At 60.1% G+C, this 15,541-nt stretch carries 14 protein-coding genes; 12 read left to right on the top strand and 2 right to left on the bottom strand.

Annotation, left to right across the window (positions count from 1 at the left end):
- Positions 1-28: 28 nt before the first annotated feature.
- The 6 genes from moaB to VL130_RS04105 all read left to right on the top strand — a co-directional run bounded on the left by moaB (position 29) and on the right by VL130_RS04105 (position 9,714).
- Positions 29-598, top strand: coding sequence for a molybdenum cofactor biosynthesis protein B (moaB, locus tag VL130_RS04130; protein WP_325361466.1), 570 nt, complete (start codon positions 29-31; stop codon positions 596-598).
- The gene (glp, locus tag VL130_RS04125) at positions 598-1,815 is read left to right on the top strand and encodes a gephyrin-like molybdotransferase Glp (protein WP_325361465.1); all 1,218 of its coding nucleotides are present in this window, start codon (positions 598-600) and stop codon (positions 1,813-1,815) included. The genes moaB and glp overlap by 1 nt, the downstream gene beginning before the upstream one ends.
- Before the next feature lie 73 nt (positions 1,816-1,888).
- Entirely contained in the window at positions 1,889-3,670 is a 1,782-nt protein-coding gene (locus VL130_RS04120) for a bifunctional protein-serine/threonine kinase/phosphatase (RefSeq protein ID WP_325361464.1), read from the top strand.
- A gap of 152 nt (positions 3,671-3,822) precedes the next feature.
- Positions 3,823-6,483, top strand: coding sequence for a M1 family metallopeptidase (locus VL130_RS04115; protein WP_325361463.1), 2,661 nt, complete (start codon positions 3,823-3,825; stop codon positions 6,481-6,483).
- Between the two features lie 169 nt (positions 6,484-6,652).
- Positions 6,653-8,302 carry an MFS transporter gene (locus VL130_RS04110; protein WP_325361462.1) on the top strand — a complete coding sequence of 550 codons (1,650 nt, stop codon included), beginning with the start codon at positions 6,653-6,655 and terminating at the stop codon, positions 8,300-8,302.
- 170 nt (positions 8,303-8,472) lie between these two features.
- Positions 8,473-9,714 (top strand): Yip1 family protein, encoded by a 1,242-nt coding sequence (locus tag VL130_RS04105; RefSeq protein ID WP_325361461.1) that lies wholly within the window; start codon positions 8,473-8,475, stop codon positions 9,712-9,714.
- On the opposite strand, the gene VL130_RS04100 is transcribed toward VL130_RS04105, so the two are convergent.
- Entirely contained in the window at positions 9,715-10,605 is an 891-nt protein-coding gene (locus tag VL130_RS04100; RefSeq protein ID WP_325361460.1) for an alpha/beta hydrolase, read from the bottom strand.
- 137 nt (positions 10,606-10,742) lie between these two features.
- On the opposite strand from VL130_RS04100, the gene VL130_RS04095 reads away from it, so the two are divergent.
- From VL130_RS04095 to VL130_RS04080, 4 genes are read left to right on the top strand one after another with little or no spacing between them, the layout of a single operon-like run.
- Complete coding sequence (locus VL130_RS04095) at positions 10,743-11,966, top strand: acyltransferase family protein (protein WP_325361459.1); 1,224 nt, start codon at positions 10,743-10,745, stop codon at positions 11,964-11,966.
- On the top strand, positions 11,963-12,595 hold the full coding sequence (locus tag VL130_RS04090; RefSeq protein WP_325361458.1) for a hypothetical protein: 633 nt from the start codon (positions 11,963-11,965) through the stop codon (positions 12,593-12,595). Before VL130_RS04095 ends, VL130_RS04090 begins: the two co-directional genes overlap by 4 nt.
- Positions 12,592-13,197, top strand: a complete 606-nt coding sequence (locus tag VL130_RS04085) for a hypothetical protein (RefSeq protein ID WP_325361457.1) — start codon at positions 12,592-12,594, stop codon at positions 13,195-13,197. Before VL130_RS04090 ends, VL130_RS04085 begins: the two co-directional genes overlap by 4 nt.
- A 2-nt stretch (positions 13,198-13,199) precedes the next feature.
- Positions 13,200-13,499, top strand: a complete 300-nt coding sequence (locus VL130_RS04080; protein WP_325361456.1) for a transcriptional regulator — start codon at positions 13,200-13,202, stop codon at positions 13,497-13,499.
- Positions 13,500-13,533: 34 nt separating this feature from the next.
- On the opposite strand, the gene VL130_RS04075 is transcribed toward VL130_RS04080, so the two are convergent.
- On the bottom strand, positions 13,534-13,824 hold the full coding sequence (locus VL130_RS04075; protein ID WP_325362361.1) for a DUF817 family protein: 291 nt from the start codon (positions 13,822-13,824) through the stop codon (positions 13,534-13,536).
- Between the two features lie 149 nt (positions 13,825-13,973).
- Between VL130_RS04075 and VL130_RS04070 the strand changes: the two genes are divergently transcribed.
- Both VL130_RS04070 and VL130_RS04065 read left to right on the top strand, forming a co-directional pair.
- On the top strand, positions 13,974-15,116 hold the full coding sequence (locus VL130_RS04070) for a hypothetical protein (protein ID WP_325361455.1): 1,143 nt from the start codon (positions 13,974-13,976) through the stop codon (positions 15,114-15,116).
- A 95-nt stretch (positions 15,117-15,211) separates the two neighbouring features.
- Positions 15,212-15,541: SIS domain-containing protein (locus tag VL130_RS04065; protein WP_325361454.1), on the top strand; the 330-nt coding region annotated here is incomplete at its 3' end.

Raw genomic sequence — 15,541 nt, 5'->3', positions numbered from 1 at the left:
TGCTGTGAAGACAACAGATGAGGCAGGCATGAGCGAAATCACCGAAGCGGACAAGGCATTCTTAGGCGGCGGGCGCATCGACGAGACGCGCCCCTTCCGGCAGATTCATCTCGCCGTCCTGACCATTTCCGACACGCGTGACGAAGACAGCGATACCTCCGGCGATGTGCTGGCCAGGCGTATCGAAGCGGCGGGTCACAGCGTCGTGCGCCGCGCCATCGTCCGCGATGACATCGACGCCATCCGCGCCAGGGTGACGGCGTGGGTCAATACCGGCGAGATCGACGCCATTGTCACCACCGGCGGCACCGGCATTACCGGCCGCGATGTTACGCCGGAAGCCATCGAACCGCTGCTGACCAAGCGCATCGAGGGTTTCTCGACCATCTTCCACATGCTGAGTTATCAGACGGTCGGCCTCTCCACCCTGCAATCGCGGGCGCTGGCGGGGATCATCGACGGCGTGTTCATCTTCTGCCTGCCGGGGTCAAACGGCGCGGTCAAGGACGGCTGGGACAAGGTGATCCGCTGGCAACTCGATAGCCGCCACGGGCCATGCAATATGGTCGAACTGATGCCGCGCTTGAGAGAGACATAATGAAAAACGTTTCGGTCGAGGCGGCGCTGGCCGCGGTCAGGCAAGGCGCTTTGAGTCCTGTGGCCGAACGTGTGCTGCTGGCCAGGGCGATGGGGCGGGTACTGGCCGAAGCGGTTTTAGCGAGCCGTGATCAACCGCCTTTCAATGCCTCGGCCATGGATGGCTACGCTGTCCGTTTGGAATCCCTGCATCCGAAAGCCAAACAGATCACCCTGAATGTGGTGGGCGAAAGCTCGGCAGGGCGCGCCTATGCGGGAAAAGTGGCGGCGGGCGAGGCGGTGCGCATCTTTACCGGCGCGCCGGTGCCCGCCGATTGCGACGCTATCGTCATTCAGGAAAACGTGGTCCGGCAGGATGGTGTGATTGACGTAACGCCGGATGGTCGTGTCCCCATGCCGACGCATATCCGCAAGGCGGGTCAGGATTTCAAGGCGGGTGACACCCTGCTGGAACCGGGTGTACGGCTCGATCCGTGGCGTTTGTCGCTGATCGCGGCGGCGGGGCAGGACACCGTGCCGGTATGGCGGCGGCCGGAGATTGCCGTCCTTTGCACCGGCGATGAGCTGGTGCTGCCGGGCCAGACGCCGAAGCTGGATCAGATCTATGAATCGGCCTCGCACGCCCTGATGGCTCTGATCAAACAGTGGGGCGGCAAGGCCCGCTATCTTGGCGTCCAGGCGGATGACGCCAAAGGCATTTACAAGGCGCTGAAAAACGTCAAGGCCGACCTGATCGTCACGGTCGGCGGCGCCAGTGTTGGCGATTACGACCTCGTGTGCCCGGCGCTGGAAAAGCTTGGCCTGGTGCTTGATTTCGCCTCGGTGGCCGTGCGTCCGGGTAAGCCAACCAGCTTCGGTCGCCTGACCAATGGCACGCGTGTCTTGAGCCTGCCCGGCAATCCGGCCTCGGCTTTTGTCACGGCGCAACTGTTCCTGAAAACCTGGATCGAGGCGTCCTTGGGGATGCCGGAAACAAGCCCTTTCATCACCGCTGTCACGCAAGCGCCGCTTTCCGCCGCCGGACCGCGTGAATCCTATCTGCGGGCTAAAATGGGCGGCTCGTTGCAGGGGCAGTTGCAGGTGACGGCGTTTGACGATCAGGATTCGTCGCTGGTCAGCGTTTTTGCCCGCGCCGATGCCCTGATCCGCCTGCCGGCCAATGCCCTGCCGCAAAACGCCGGATCGCGGGTCGAGGTGCTGCCGTTGGATCGGCTGTAAGAAAAAAGTCACGCCGGACGGCATAATCAACCCGCCTCTGGACGAACACGGTTCGCACATGCACACATAGAGCATGACCCCGACACAAAATGCCTCCAGGCTCGATATCGCCGCCGGATTTGCCAGTGATATCGGCAAGCGCGATGAAAATCAGGATTTCGCCGCCCTCTGCCTGGAGGACGGCCAGCGTCATCACGGCGCGGTGGCAGCATTGGCCGATGGCGTCGGCGGCCGCAAGGGCGGGCGCGTGGCGGCCGAGCTATCGGTACGCACCTTCATCGACGATTATCTTGGCCAGTCGGAACTGCTGTCACCGCAAAAGACGGCGGCGCGGGCGCTGGAAAGCATCAATTACTGGCTGTTCCGCGAAGGCCAGAAGAACGAAAATCTGAAAGGCATGTGCGCCGCCTTTACCGGTATCGTCATTAAGGGGCGGCGGCTGCACAGCTTCCATGCCGGCGACACACGCCTATACCGCCTGCGCGCCGGTCAGCTCGAACAACTGACGCAGGATCACAAGCCCGAAGGCGCTGATGGCAGTCCTTTCATCACCCGTGCCGTTGGCGCCGAAGAAGCGATCCGCATCGATTACGGCGCCCATGATATCTTCCCGCACGATCGGTTGATGCTGTGCTCGGACGGGGTTCATGGCTTTGTCAGTCCGGCGCAGATTCTGACCCTGCTCGATGGCCGCGCCTCGCCGGAGGACACAGCGCAGAAACTGGTCGGTCAGGCCATCGCCCACGGCGGCGACGATAACGCCACGGCTATGGTGATCGACGTCATCGATCTGCCGCCGGCCACGATCGAGGATCTCAACCTCGCCATCGCAAAATTGCCGATTATCGAGCCGCCGCATGTCGGCGAAATGATAGATGGCTTCAAGCTGGAGCGGCAACTGGCCGACGGTATCTACAGTCGCGTCTTCCGGGCGCGTGACATGCGGGAATTCCGCACCGGCATTAGTCCCAATGTCGTGCTGAAATTCCCCAAGCCCCACACGATCGGTTCGGAAACTTCGGCGCGCTCGGCCTTCATGCGCGAGGCCTGGGTGGCCACGCGGGTCCAGCACATGTGGATAGGTTCGGTGCTCGATATCGCGCCCGGCCGCCAGACCTGCCTCTATGTCGCCCAGCCCTACTATGTCGGCGAAACGCTCGAACACCGCCTGCTGCGTGCGCCGAAAATCACCCTGAAAGAAGGCGTCGGCATTGCCACCAAGCTGGCCAAGGCGCTGGGGTCGCTGCATCGCGCCGGCATCATCCACCGGGACGTCAAGCCGGAGAACATCATCCTGACGAGCGATGGCGGTTTCAAGCTGGTCGATCTCGGCGTGGCGCGCATTCCCGGCATCGACAAGGACAGTCTGTTCGTGCCGGGTACGCCGAGCTACAAGGCGCCGGAACTTTTCGACGGCAAGCCAGGTGATGAGCGCTCGGATATCTTCGCCATGGGGGTGACGATCTACCGGATGTTCACCGCTGGCGCCTATCCGTTCGGCGAGATCGAAACCGGCCAGACTCCGCGCTTCAACAAACCGGAAAGCCTCGGCAGCCGGCGCGGTGACCTGCCGGCGTGGCTGGACAGCGTGATCCTGCAGGCCCTGGCGCCCAATCCGGCGGACCGTTTCCAGGACGGTTTCGAAATGGCCTTCAAGCTGGAAACCGGTTCGCATGGCGCGGAGCCTGATTTCTTCCGCAAGCATTCGTGGCTCGCCCGTAATCAACTCGGCATCTGGCGGGGCGTCAGCCTGGTGCTGGCCCTGGCGCTCGTTGCTTTACTGGCGGCGGTGCCGTTCGATTTCCCGCCGTGGGTACAGCACGCCTGGACGGCATTTGCCGGGAAACTCTATTAGATCCCGGATTGGTTTTTGGCATTACAAAAACTTAATGCGCGCGTGACGGTCGCCGTGCTAACCCTGCCGACTGGTTTCATTTTTAATTATCGCGCCGCATTTCGGGATCGCCAATCCCCCGCGCCGCGTCACGCAAAACCCGGATAGTATTTATGCGCCCATTGCTTTTCGCCGCCAGCCTGCTCCTTGCCTCGACGGCGCTCACCCCTGTGGTGGCACTTGCTGCCCCGGCCACCACGGCCATTGTGGCCGACGCCAATGCGCCCAAGGGCAAGCTGCCAGACGCTGTCACGCCATTGTCGTACAGCCTCAACCTGACTATCGTCCCCTCAAAGCCGCGCTTTTCCGGCCATGTCGAGATCGACGTCAATGTGAAGGCCGAAACGAAATCGCTGTATCTGCATGGCCGCGATCTCAAGGTGTCCAAGGTTGTCGCGATGGTTGGCGGCAAACCCATTGCTGCCAAATATACCCAGGTTGATGATCTCGGTGTCGCCCGCCTCGATTTCAGCAAGGCCGTTCCCGCCGGTCGCGTGACCCTGGTGTTCGATTACGACGCCCGTTTCACCAACGATGCAGCAGGGCTTTATCGCGTCAAGGTCGGTGATGACTGGTACGTCTGGTCGCAGTTTGAATCGATCGACGCCCGCGGCGCCTTCCCGTCGTTCGACGAGCCGGGCTTCAAGACGCCCTTCAAGGTGGAGATCACGACCGAAGACGGACTTGTGGCTCTCAGCAATGGTCCGGAAGACGGCTCGACCACCAGCGGCAAGATGATCACGCACTCCTTTTACCGCACAGAAAAGCTGCCCACCTATCTGATGGCCTTCGTCGTGGGGCCGTTCGCAGTCGCTGAAGGCGTGGTTCCGCCCAATCAGTTCCGCAATTATGCCTTGCCGATCCGCATCGTGGCGACGAAGCCCAACGCCGCCAAGCTGAAATATGCGCTTGATGAAACGCCGTCGATCGTCGCGCACCTGGAAACCTATTTTGGCCAGGCCTTCCCCTATCCGAAGCTCGATCAGGTCGCGTCGCCGATCATGCCGGGCGCCATGGAAAACGCCGGCATCGATATCTACGGCGACAATATCCTGCTGCTCGATTCCGGCGCGTCGACAACCCAGAAGCAGACGTTCGGCATGGTAGTGGCGCATGAATTGTCGCACCAGTGGTTCGGCGATTACGTCACCCCAGCCTGGTGGGATGATATCTGGCTCAACGAGAGCTTCGCTAACTGGATGGGCTACCGTATCGGCAACGAATGGCGGCCTGAACTGAATATCGGCGTCGGCGCCATTGGCGAAGGGTTCGAGGCGATGGATGACGACTCACTCAAGGTCGGCCGTCCGATCCACGAAAAGATCACCAATAACAGCGATATCGACTCGGCCTTCGATACCATCACCTATGGCAAGGGCGGCCAGGTCGTTTCCATGGTGGCTGGCTATCTTGGCGATGAGACCTTCAAGCGTGGCGTGCGCCTGCATATGTCGCGTCATCCCTACGGCAACGCCACCTCCGATGAATTCTTCGGCGCTTTGGCCGATGCGGCACAGGAGCCGGGCGTGCTCGACGCCATGAAAAGCTTCATCAACCAGCAGGGCTTCCCGACGGTCGATTTCACCCACCAGGGCGGCTGGCTGGTGGCGACGCAATCGCGCTATGCTCGCCTCGGCACGACGCTCGATCCGCAAAGCTGGACCATTCCGCTCTGCCTGCGCCGGGGCGATGAGCGCAACTGCTTCCTGATGGCCCAGCCGCAAGGCACACTCGGCGCCGACGTGCCGGGCGCGCTGATGCCCAATGCCGGCGGCACCGGCTATTACCGTTTCACCCTGACGCCGGAAGACTGGTCGGCCCTGATTGCTACCGGTGACAAGCTGCCCGCCGGCGAAGGCCTGGCGACGCTCGACAGCCTGTGGGGCCAGTTCTACGCAGGCAAGGGCACGGCCTCGCAACTGATCGACGCGGCCAAGGTCTTCGTTAACAACAAGGACTCCAACGTCGCTACCGGCAGCGCCGATCAGTTCGATGAACTGGTGACGCGCGGCATCATCTCCGAAGCCGGCCTGCCCGATTACCGCCGCGAGATGGATGCCATCTATGCGCCGCGCCTGACCGCCCTTGGTTTCAATCCGAAAGCCGGGGCGCATCTGGGCGATGATCCGGATACACAGAAACTGCGCCAGAAGCTGGTCGCCATCGTGGCGGATGCCGGCCACGATCCGGCGGTGCGCAAGCAACTGCTCGATGCCGCCAATGCCTATCTCGGCGGCGACACGACGGCGCTTGATCAGGCATTCCTCGGTCGCGGCCTCAAGGTCTATGTCGAGGAAGGTCACCTGACCGCCGCAAAAACGATGTTCGACCGGATGCTGAGCGCGCAGGACGAGGTTTTCCGCTCCGCCGCGCAAAAGGCGATCACGTCTGACGCTGATACCGCCACGGCAACCTGGGTGTTCAGCATCCTGTCCGACACCCGCCTGCGCGTGCCGGACAGGCTGGCCCTGGTTGGCGGGCTGATGAACAATGCCGCCACGCGCGACATGACCTATGACTGGCTGAAAGCCAATTATGACAGCTTCTCGGCGGGCGCGGGCATCTTCTCGGCTGGCCGTATCGCCTCCCTGCCGCATGATTACTGCGACGCGGCGAAGGCGGACGAGATCGACCACATCATGCGCCCGAAGGTCATTGCCGCCGGTCGGGGTGAGCTGTCGTTCAACCGGATGCTCGAAGATATCCGCTCGTGCAGTGTTCTTAAGGACGCCAGGGGCGCCGATATCGCTGCGGCTTTCAAAGACGCGAAGTAGGCGACATTTTACGACAGAAAAAACCTCCGGCGCGAAATCGCCGGAGGTTTTTTCTTGGCCGAGGCTAACCCCTTGCCGTCACGTCAGGCCTGTGCCATTTCTTCTTTCAAAGAGACGAAAGTCACATCCGGAACCGGACGCATAAAACAGACAAGAGGGTTGAGACGACATGAGTGAAGTTGCGCATAAAAAGCAAAGCATGTGGCTGGTGATAGGGGCGTCTTCGCTCGGCACCATTTTCGAATGGTTCGATTTCTATATTTTCGGCACATTGGCCGCCATCATGGGGGCGCAATTCTTCGAGGTGAAGGGCATCAACCCGACCACCTCCTTCATCTTCGCCTTGCTGGCCCTGGCTGCGGGTTTCATTGTGCGGCCCTTCGGCGCGATGGTCTTCGGCGGCATGGGCGACAAGATCGGCCGCAAACATACCTTCCTCGTCACCATGATCATCATGGGCATGTCCACCTTCCTGGTCGGTCTCCTGCCCAACTACGCCACCATCGGCATCGCGGCGCCCATCATCCTGATCGGCCTGCGGCTGGTGCAGGGCCTGGCAATGGGCGGCGAATACGGCGGCGCGGCGACCTATGTGGCGGAACATTCGCCGGATAACAAGCGCGGCGAGATGACGGCCTGGATTCAGACCACCGCCACGCTCGGCCTGCTGCTGGCGCTCGTCGCCATCGGCGTGACGCAGCATTACATTAACGAAGACGACTTCAAGGCCTGGGGCTGGCGTCTGCCTTTTCTGTTCTCGATCGTGCTGCTGGCTGTCTCGATCTGGATTCGGATGAAGCTCAATGAAAGCCCGATTTTCCAGGCGATGAAGGACGAGGGGCGGACCTCGAAATCACCGCTTTCCGAAGCCTTCCTGCGCTGGGGCAATCTCAAGATCGTGCTGATCGCCCTGTTCGGTCTCGTCATGGGGCAGGGGGTGGTGTGGTACACCGGCCAGTTCTACGCGCTGTTTTTCCTGCAAAAAATGCTGCATGTCGATCTGACGACCTCTTACTGGCTGATCGGCGCGGCCCTGGTCATCGCCACGCCCTTCTTCATCTTTTTCGGCTGGCTGTCGGACAAGATCGGCCGCAAACCGATCATTCTCGCCGGCCTGCTGCTGGCGGCTCTCGGCTATTTCCCGCTGTTCCAGATGCTGACCGGCGCCGTCAGTCCGGCGCTCGAACACGCGCAAAAAGCCTCGCCGGTCGTGGTCGTGGCCGATCAATCTGCTTGCGCCGTTCAGTTCGATCCGGTCGGCAAGGCGAAGTTCCTGCAATCGTGCGATATCGCCAAGTCCTATCTCGCCAAGGGCGGCATCAGCTACACCAATGAAGCCGCACCCGCCGGCACCGTCGCCAGTGTGCGTATCGGCCAGACGGTCATCCCGTCCTTCGAGGGCAAGGGCCTGACCGGCGATGCGCTGAAAGCGGCGCAAACCGACTTCACCAAACAGGTCGGTGACGCCCTGAAAACCGCCGGCTATCCGGCCAGCGCCGACAGGGCGCAGATCGACTTCCCCAAAACCATCGGCATCCTGACCGTGCTCGTGATCCTGGTCACCATGGTCTATGCGCCAATGGCGGCGGCGCTGGTGGAAATGTTCCCCGCGCGCATCCGCTACAGCGCCATGTCCCTGCCCTATCACTTCGGCAATGGCTGGTTCGGCGGCTTGCTGCCCTTCATCACCTTCACAATCGTGGCGGCGACCGGCGGGATCTATGACGGCCTGTGGTATCCGGTGGGTATCGCCGCCCTGACCGTGGTGATCGGCCTGTTCACCATCAAGGATAACCGTCACATCGATTTTAAAGAGTAAAAAACAGCGATCTAAATCACGAAAACGTTGAAACAAAAGGCCTTCGGTTGATTGACCGGAGGCCTTTTTTTAGCCATGATCGCCTCATTGGGGTGAAGGTTTTATGCTACCCCGCCAAAGTCGCGTTTCAGTTCCCGCGTATTTTCATCCACTTACAGGGCGACCCTTTCATGACCGACGATTCCGTTCCCCCCGTGCAGGCCCCGGACCCCAATCCCTACGCCAATCCGAAGAACCCGAATAATCTGATCGAGCGCGTGCAGGCCATTCTGCTCAAACCCGCGCCGACCTGGGATGTGATCGAAGGCGAGCAGACCTCGGTCAAGGCGCTTTATACCAGCTACATCATGCCGCTGGCGGCTATCGGCCCGGTGGCCAATGCGATCGGTTCGGTGCTGTTCGGCGCCGGGGCTTTCGGTATCGTTGTCCGGGCCTCACCGGTATCGGCGATCATCACGGCCATCCTGTTCTATGTTCTTTCGCTGATCATGATCTATGTCGTGGCCCTGGTCATCGATGGCCTGGCCCCCAGTTTCAACGGCCAGAAGAACTTCATCCAGGCGCTGAAAGTCGCGGCCTACGCCTCCACCGCCGGATGGGTGGCGGCTGTTTTCGGCATCTTCCCGGCGCTTGGTCTGCTGGCCCTGCTTGGCGCGCTTTACGGCATCTATCTCTTCTATCTGGGCTTGCCGAAACTTATGAAAAACCCGGCGGATAAAACCATCGTCTATATGATCGTGATCGCCGTGGTCTATATCGTCCTGACCCTGGTCATTGGCGCTATCGTCGGCAGTGTGGTCAGCATGGGCATGATGGGTTCAGGCGGATTTGGCGCCCTTGGGTCCAACAGCAGTCATGTCTCCGGCACCCTGACGGTTCCGGGCGCCGGCAAGGTCGATCTTGGCAAGATGGAAGCGGCCGCCAGCCAGATGGCGGCGCAGGCCTCGGCCATGCAAAACGGCCAGACGACGGTGAAACTGGCCGATGCCACAGAGCTTCTGGCCCTTCTGCCGGCGTCGCTCAATGGCGCGGCGCGGACCGATGACAACACCAGTTCCGGCGGGGCGGGCGGGATCGCCGTCTCCAGCGCCAAGAGCACCTACCATGTCGGTGACGGTACGGTGAATGTGACCGTCACGGATATGGGTACGGTGGCCGGCATCGGCGCTATGGCGGCGGCGATGAACCTGAATACGTCGAGCAGCAGCGCCACCGGCTATGAAAAGGTGACGACCGAAAATGGCCGCATGGTCACCGAGAAATGGGACAATGCCGCGAAACATGGCGAATACGCCATTGTTTCCGATGGCCGTTTCAGTGTCGAGGCGGAAGGCGACAATGTTGATATGGCGACCCTGAAATCGGTCGTGGCCGGGATCGATCTCGACCGGGCCAAAGCGCTGACACAATAACTATTTGCCGATGACGATTGCCGGATCGACATCCGTCTCCGGCAGGCCGAGAAATTTCCAGTAATAGGGATAAACGCCGTCACGGGTCAGGGTATTATGCTCTGACCCGTGCATTCTCACGAACACCTTCGGCTCATTGGCCAGGGCAAACAGCCGCTCGCCTTCTGTGAACGGTACGACACTATCCTTGTCGCCGTGAGCGATCAGCACCGGCATATGGACAGCCTTTATGCGCTCACGGCTGAGGAACTTGTCCTTCATCAGAAACGCCACCGGAATGAACGGATAACGCTCGGCCCCGACATCGCTGGCGGCGGTAAACGGCGCTTCAAGGATCAGGGCGCGCGCCGGCCTTTGTGTGGCGACATAGGTGGCGACGCCAGTGCCGAGGCTGTGGCCATGAATGACGATATCACCGTCCTTGAACCCCTTTGTTTTCAGCCAGTCATAAGCCGCCAGGCCGTCGATCAGCAGGCCCTTTTCCGTAGGCGTGCCGGTCGAGCCGGAATAGCCGCGATAGGCCAGGGCGAGATAGCCGACGCCCTGTTTGTGCATTCGGATATAGCGCCATTTGCCCATCATCAATGTGCCGCCCTGGCCATGAAGAAACAGAATGACGGGCTTGCCGGGTTGCGGGGCTTCATAGAGCGCCTGCAAGGTTTCCCCGTCGGGCGTGTGTATGCGTACATCCTGCAAGGCCAGGCCCTTGATAGCGAGCGCTTCAGTCTCGCGTTCGGGGTAAAAAAGCAGGTGGCGCTGGTTGATATAGAGATAACCGACGGCCAGCAGCCATGCCGTGAGCAGGGTTGCCAGCAGGCCCAGGCCGGCGATGCGCAGAAGCCGCCAGCCGAAGGCCATGCCGCGTGGTTTCCTGTCAATTGTTCTGGTCATATCCGCCCCTTGTCGCATCGTTTATCGAAGCTTTGATGACGGTGTGCAATATCGAAAAACACAAACCAGTTTACAAAACAAACTTGTTGATGTAATTGTCCCGCCATTGGGGCGATTGGCCCTGACGGGAGGTCATTATGTCTGAGACGGCTAATATGTCTGTGAGTATCAGTTCCGAGCGTTTTCACGATCTCGATGCCGTGCGGGCCGGCGCGCTTCTGCTCGGCGTCGCGCTGCACACCAGCATGTCATTCCTCGAGCCGCAGGTATGGCTCATCAAGGATGCCAGTTCCTCCGCAGGGCTGGGCGTGCTGTTTTACGTCATCCACATGTTCCGCATGATGACCTTTTTCGTCATGGCCGGCTTCTTTGCGCATCTGCTGATGGACAAGCGCGGTTTGGGCGGCTTCATCACAAACCGGCTGATCCGGGTGGGCGCGCCGCTGGTCGCTTTCTGGCCGATCGTGTTTGCCGCAATCATCGTCGTCATGATCATCGCCTTTGCGCCACCCCCGGGCGCGCCGTCCGTCCCCGCCGCCCCGCCGCCGCCCCTGATGGCCAAGACTTTTCCGCTGACCCACCTGTGGTTCCTCTACGCCCTGCTGTGGCTCTATGGCGGCGCCGTCGTTCTCAAGGTGCTAACCGATATGCTGCATATTGGCAAAGGACTGGGACGGATGTTTGATGCCATTGTCGGTTTCCTGACGCGTACCGATTTGATCGGCGCGGTCCTGATCCTGCCGGCCTTTGCCGCCCTCTATGCCAATCCCGCCTGGCTGATATGGTTCGGCATCCCGACCCCGGATGCCGGCGTGGTGATCAATACGCCCGCCCTGGCCGGTTTCAGCACAGCCTTTGCTTTTGGCTGGTTCCTGCACCGTTCGCCGGACCTGCTCGGCCATCTGGCAAAGCGTTGGTGGGCCTATCTGCCCGCCGCCGCCATCGGCACGATCGTCTGCCTGAATATGGTCGGCATCATGCCCGTCATCACGCCGGCTGTGGGCAGCGAGCACCCGCTCTATCTCGCCCTTTACCTGCTAACGGGCTGGTCGTGGACGCTCGGCCTGATCGGCGCCGCCCATGCCTGCCTCAAGCGCGAAAATCCGGTGCTGCGCTATCTGTCGGACGCCTCCTACTGGATCTATATCCTGCATATCCCAGTGGTAATGGGACTGCAACTGGCCATACGCGACATGGCCGGACCGGCCGAACTGAAATTCGCCGGTATCCTGCTGGTAACCGTGATGATCGGCCTCCTCAGCTATCAAATTATGGTACGCTATACCTTCATCGGGGCGATTCTCAACGGCCGCCGCCGCAGAACGAAGCGCACATCTGACGGCCAGGAGGTCACGGCATGACGAATGACGGCGAGAACGTCCACGAAGACCTCGCGTTCCTTCGGGCCCTCGTCAGCGAGGGTCCGAAGGCGCAGGGGGCGGCGGGCCTTGTATTTCTGACCGCCGGACTGGCCTATGGCATCGACTGCCTGGCCTATTGGGCGCAAGAGGCGTTCGGCTGGCCGCAAAGCGCGCTGATAAACTGGACGCTGATCCTGTTCCCCATTGTCGTCTCCGTTCCCGTCATCGCCTATGTCACCTGGCAAAACCGCAAGGCCGGGCCGCAGGGCGTCGCCACGCGCGCGCTCAATGCCGCCTATGGCTCGGCGGGCCTGGCCAATCTCGCCATCGCCATTGTGTTTGGTTATGTGGCCAGCCAACAGAAAAGCATGCTGATATGGCTTTTGTACCCGGTGGTGATCTGCGCTTTCATGGGCGCGGTCTGGTATGTCGCCTACATGATCCGGCGCAAGCTGTGGCTGATCGGCATTTCCGCCGGCTGGTTCATCACCACGGTGGCCCTGGGCCTGCTGATCCGCCAGACCGAAACCTATCTGCTGATCCTCGGCATCGCGCTGATCGTTCTGATGGGCGGTTCGGGCGGGATCATGATGTCTCTCGACCGGCGGCAAAAGAGGACAGACGCATGACACAAAAGGATATTCAGGCCGATCTGGCTTTTGTGAAGGCGCTGGTCAGCGAAGGCGCGCGCGTGCGGATTTCGGGTGGTGCGCTCTATCTGGCGGGTGGTGTCTGCTACGGTTTACAATGCCTGGCGCAATGGGCGCACCTCGTCGGCCTCGTCAATCTGGGCCTGTGGGGCAATCTGATCGCCGGCTTTCTGCCCACGATCGTCTTTCTAGCCGTGATGTGCGTCATTCTGTGGCGCGATCGCAAGGTGCCGAAGAATGGCGTGGCGACGCGCGCGCTCAATGCCGCCTTCAGCAGCGCCGGCCTGGCCAATCTGTTCATGGTCGGCGTGTTTGCCTACGTCGCCATCACAGAAAAAAGCATCCTGATCTGGCTGCTGTATCCGATAACGGTTTGCGCCTTCCAGGGCGCGGTATGGTTTACCGCCTATATGATCCGCAAGGAGGCCTGGCTGGCGGTCATATCTGCCGGCTGGTTTGTCACCACCCTGACCCTGGGCCTGCTGATCGGCACCCCGCATTACGTGCTGGTGCTGGGACTGGCCCTGTCTGTCATCATGGGCGGCGGCGGCTGGTATATGATGCAGCAGGCGCGTAAATAATCATGGCCGGCTTCGACATCAACAAGCTCGATGACGCCATCCACGGACGCCTGCGTCTGGGGGTCATGGCCTATCTGATGGACGCCGAAGCCGCCGATTTCAATGAGCTGAAGGCGGTGCTGGAAGCGACCCAGGGCAATCTGTCGGTCCACCTGCGCAAGCTGGAAGAAGCGGGATATGTCGAGATCGTCAAGAGCTTCCAGGGCCGCAAGCCCCTGACCCGCGCCCATATCACGCCCGCCGGCCGCAAGGCTTTTGCGGATTATCTCGAAGCCCTGTCAAATCTGGTGGCCAGACGTTAGGCGACTGAACCACAGGCGGTAGCCGCCGGTCTTCTCAGCCTCGCCGTCCGGAACTTTTGGCTTGAAGATTTCCATGATCGTGCCGATGACATGCATAGAGGAAAATGACCTTCACCTCGTCGAAGGTCTCCAGCCGCGTCCATAACAGCAGGCACTGGATAGCGATGGCGGCGACCAGCAGGAAATCGTAGCGGTGAACCGGGCCGTCCGCCGGCCAGAACAGATGCGTGGCGATCATCAAAGCAAGCATCCCTGCGCCGAACAGGCACGACCACGCCATCTTCAGCCCGAACAGCACGAACCCTCGCAGCGGCCCCGGCAGCACCAGCAAGGTTCGCCTGATCCAGCGCCGCACTGGCTGCAGAAAGGGCGCGAGGGGGGGGCTGGGGTGTCGCTCATTCCATGCTGCCTTTTTGACAAACGCCTCTCGTCATGACATGCCTTGGCTCAACGTAATGCGCAAGGGGGGGCGTTATGCGGCTGATCGGCATTTCGACTATAGTTACAATCCTTTTGAATATTGGCATGCTGACGGGGGCGCAAGCTCAATCCAGCCCCACAACATTTGATTTCGGCGCATTGAAATGCAGCGGCGAAAGCTTCGACGCGTACGATTACACCTACACTTATGCCTACAGCGAAGTAACATGTGTCACAGACGCTGAGCCACGAAAACCAACCTATCAACTTGCCCGACGCGACCTGAGGCATAATCGCAGTGAACTGATTGATTTGGCGGCCACCGACCAAGAGTTCTTCATCTTAGGGACGGATCGAAAAGAAAACCTGTACTGGGTTGCGGATCATCATCATTCATATAATCCGCCCTTAACAGAACTGTCTGTCAACCGGACAAACCTTGCCATGCGAACCACCGATGCGGTGATCATAAAATTCGATCGGCCGGCAATAAGGGTCTACAATAGTGGGTATTATAATGGTGGCTATCTGGTTCAAGCCGTCGATCAAGCAGGTAAGCGGTTGTTGTATGGCCTTGGCCCGGATGGCGATGTCCAGTTGGTTTATGATGAGACGAATTCACCATGCGCCTATACATGCCATTATGTTGTGCCGAACACCTTCTATTCGCCACTTGTTATTTATACCGTGGATGGCAATCCAGGTGAAGATTATCAACTAAAGAGCGTGGAGGTCATAAATGGTCACACGAGATCGGTTTGTCTCACTGAAGCACAACTCGCTCCCTTCGAGATTATTACTGACTATGGGCTGGAGATCAGTGCATCGCCAACCTGTGATAGGTTCATTATAGGGAACTTTAGCGGACTTGGTCGTGCGGATTTCGAAAAACGGAGTGAACTGGCCCGGAAAGATTTTGAGGATACCTCTTTGGATAGTGTCATCGTTTATGACGCCAAGCGTGCAGGTAGCCCATTCTTCACGGTGCGCCAGCCGTATTATGGGAAGGTTGGTCTGTCGCCGGACGGACAGTTGTTTTATCGCTGGCTTGCCTATTCGACTGAAGTGCGGAGTATAGAGACGGGCACAAAAATATATTCAGCTAGCTCTCTGACAAGCGACATTAAATTTCTTGATAACCAGACACTCCTGCTCAATCACAGTTCACATTCCAATATTATCAAGCTGCCGCAGTAGGCCAAATAGCCAGCCACGGAAAAGGCGCTTATCCATCATTGTGACGGCCTGGCAATCTTGCTAAGAGGGGCGCTCAGTTCCATATGGTGTGACTAATGAGCCTTAGCCCGACATCTGAAATCAACAGCCGTACCGAGATTCTCGCTACCGGCGCGCGGGTGATGCGCACGGAGGGCGAGGCGCTGCTGCTGTTTGCGGGTTCCTTGTCGGAAGCGTTCGTGCGGGCGGTCGAGGTGATGTACGCCGTCAAGGGCCGGGTCATCCTGTCGGGCATGGGGAAGTCCGGCCATATCGCCGCCAAGATCACCGCGACGCTGGCCTCCACCGGCACGCCGGCGCAGTTCGTCCACCCGGCCGAAGCCTCGCACGGCGACCTCGGCATGATCACGCCCGATGATGTGGTGATCGTGCTGTCGAACTCCGGC

This window comes from Asticcacaulis sp., from assembly GCF_035497195.1.
In the GTDB taxonomy this organism is placed as follows: domain Bacteria; phylum Pseudomonadota; class Alphaproteobacteria; order Caulobacterales; family Caulobacteraceae; genus Asticcacaulis.
This window is presented reverse-complemented; position numbering and strand designations above follow the sequence as displayed.

Excerpts from the sequence above, each read along its gene's own strand:
- VL130_RS04115 (WP_325361463.1), top strand. The coding sequence starts at position 3,823 with ATGCGCCCATTGCTTTTCGCCGCCAGCCTGCTCCTTGCCTCGACGGCG.
- moaB (WP_325361466.1), top strand. The coding sequence starts at position 29 with ATGAGCGAAATCACCGAAGCGGACAAGGCATTCTTAGGCGGCGGGCGC.
- VL130_RS04095 (WP_325361459.1), top strand. The coding sequence starts at position 10,743 with ATGTCTGAGACGGCTAATATGTCTGTGAGTATCAGTTCCGAGCGTTTT.
- VL130_RS04110 (WP_325361462.1), top strand. The coding sequence starts at position 6,653 with ATGAGTGAAGTTGCGCATAAAAAGCAAAGCATGTGGCTGGTGATAGGG.
- VL130_RS04120 (WP_325361464.1), top strand. The coding sequence starts at position 1,889 with ATGACCCCGACACAAAATGCCTCCAGGCTCGATATCGCCGCCGGATTT.
- VL130_RS04080 (WP_325361456.1), top strand. The coding sequence starts at position 13,200 with ATGGCCGGCTTCGACATCAACAAGCTCGATGACGCCATCCACGGACGC.
- VL130_RS04100 (WP_325361460.1), bottom strand. The coding sequence starts at position 10,605 with ATGACCAGAACAATTGACAGGAAACCACGCGGCATGGCCTTCGGCTGG.
- VL130_RS04090 (WP_325361458.1), top strand. The coding sequence starts at position 11,963 with ATGACGAATGACGGCGAGAACGTCCACGAAGACCTCGCGTTCCTTCGG.
- VL130_RS04085 (WP_325361457.1), top strand. The coding sequence starts at position 12,592 with ATGACACAAAAGGATATTCAGGCCGATCTGGCTTTTGTGAAGGCGCTG.
- glp (WP_325361465.1), top strand. The coding sequence starts at position 598 with ATGAAAAACGTTTCGGTCGAGGCGGCGCTGGCCGCGGTCAGGCAAGGC.
- VL130_RS04070 (WP_325361455.1), top strand. The coding sequence starts at position 13,974 with ATGCGGCTGATCGGCATTTCGACTATAGTTACAATCCTTTTGAATATT.
- VL130_RS04105 (WP_325361461.1), top strand. The coding sequence starts at position 8,473 with ATGACCGACGATTCCGTTCCCCCCGTGCAGGCCCCGGACCCCAATCCC.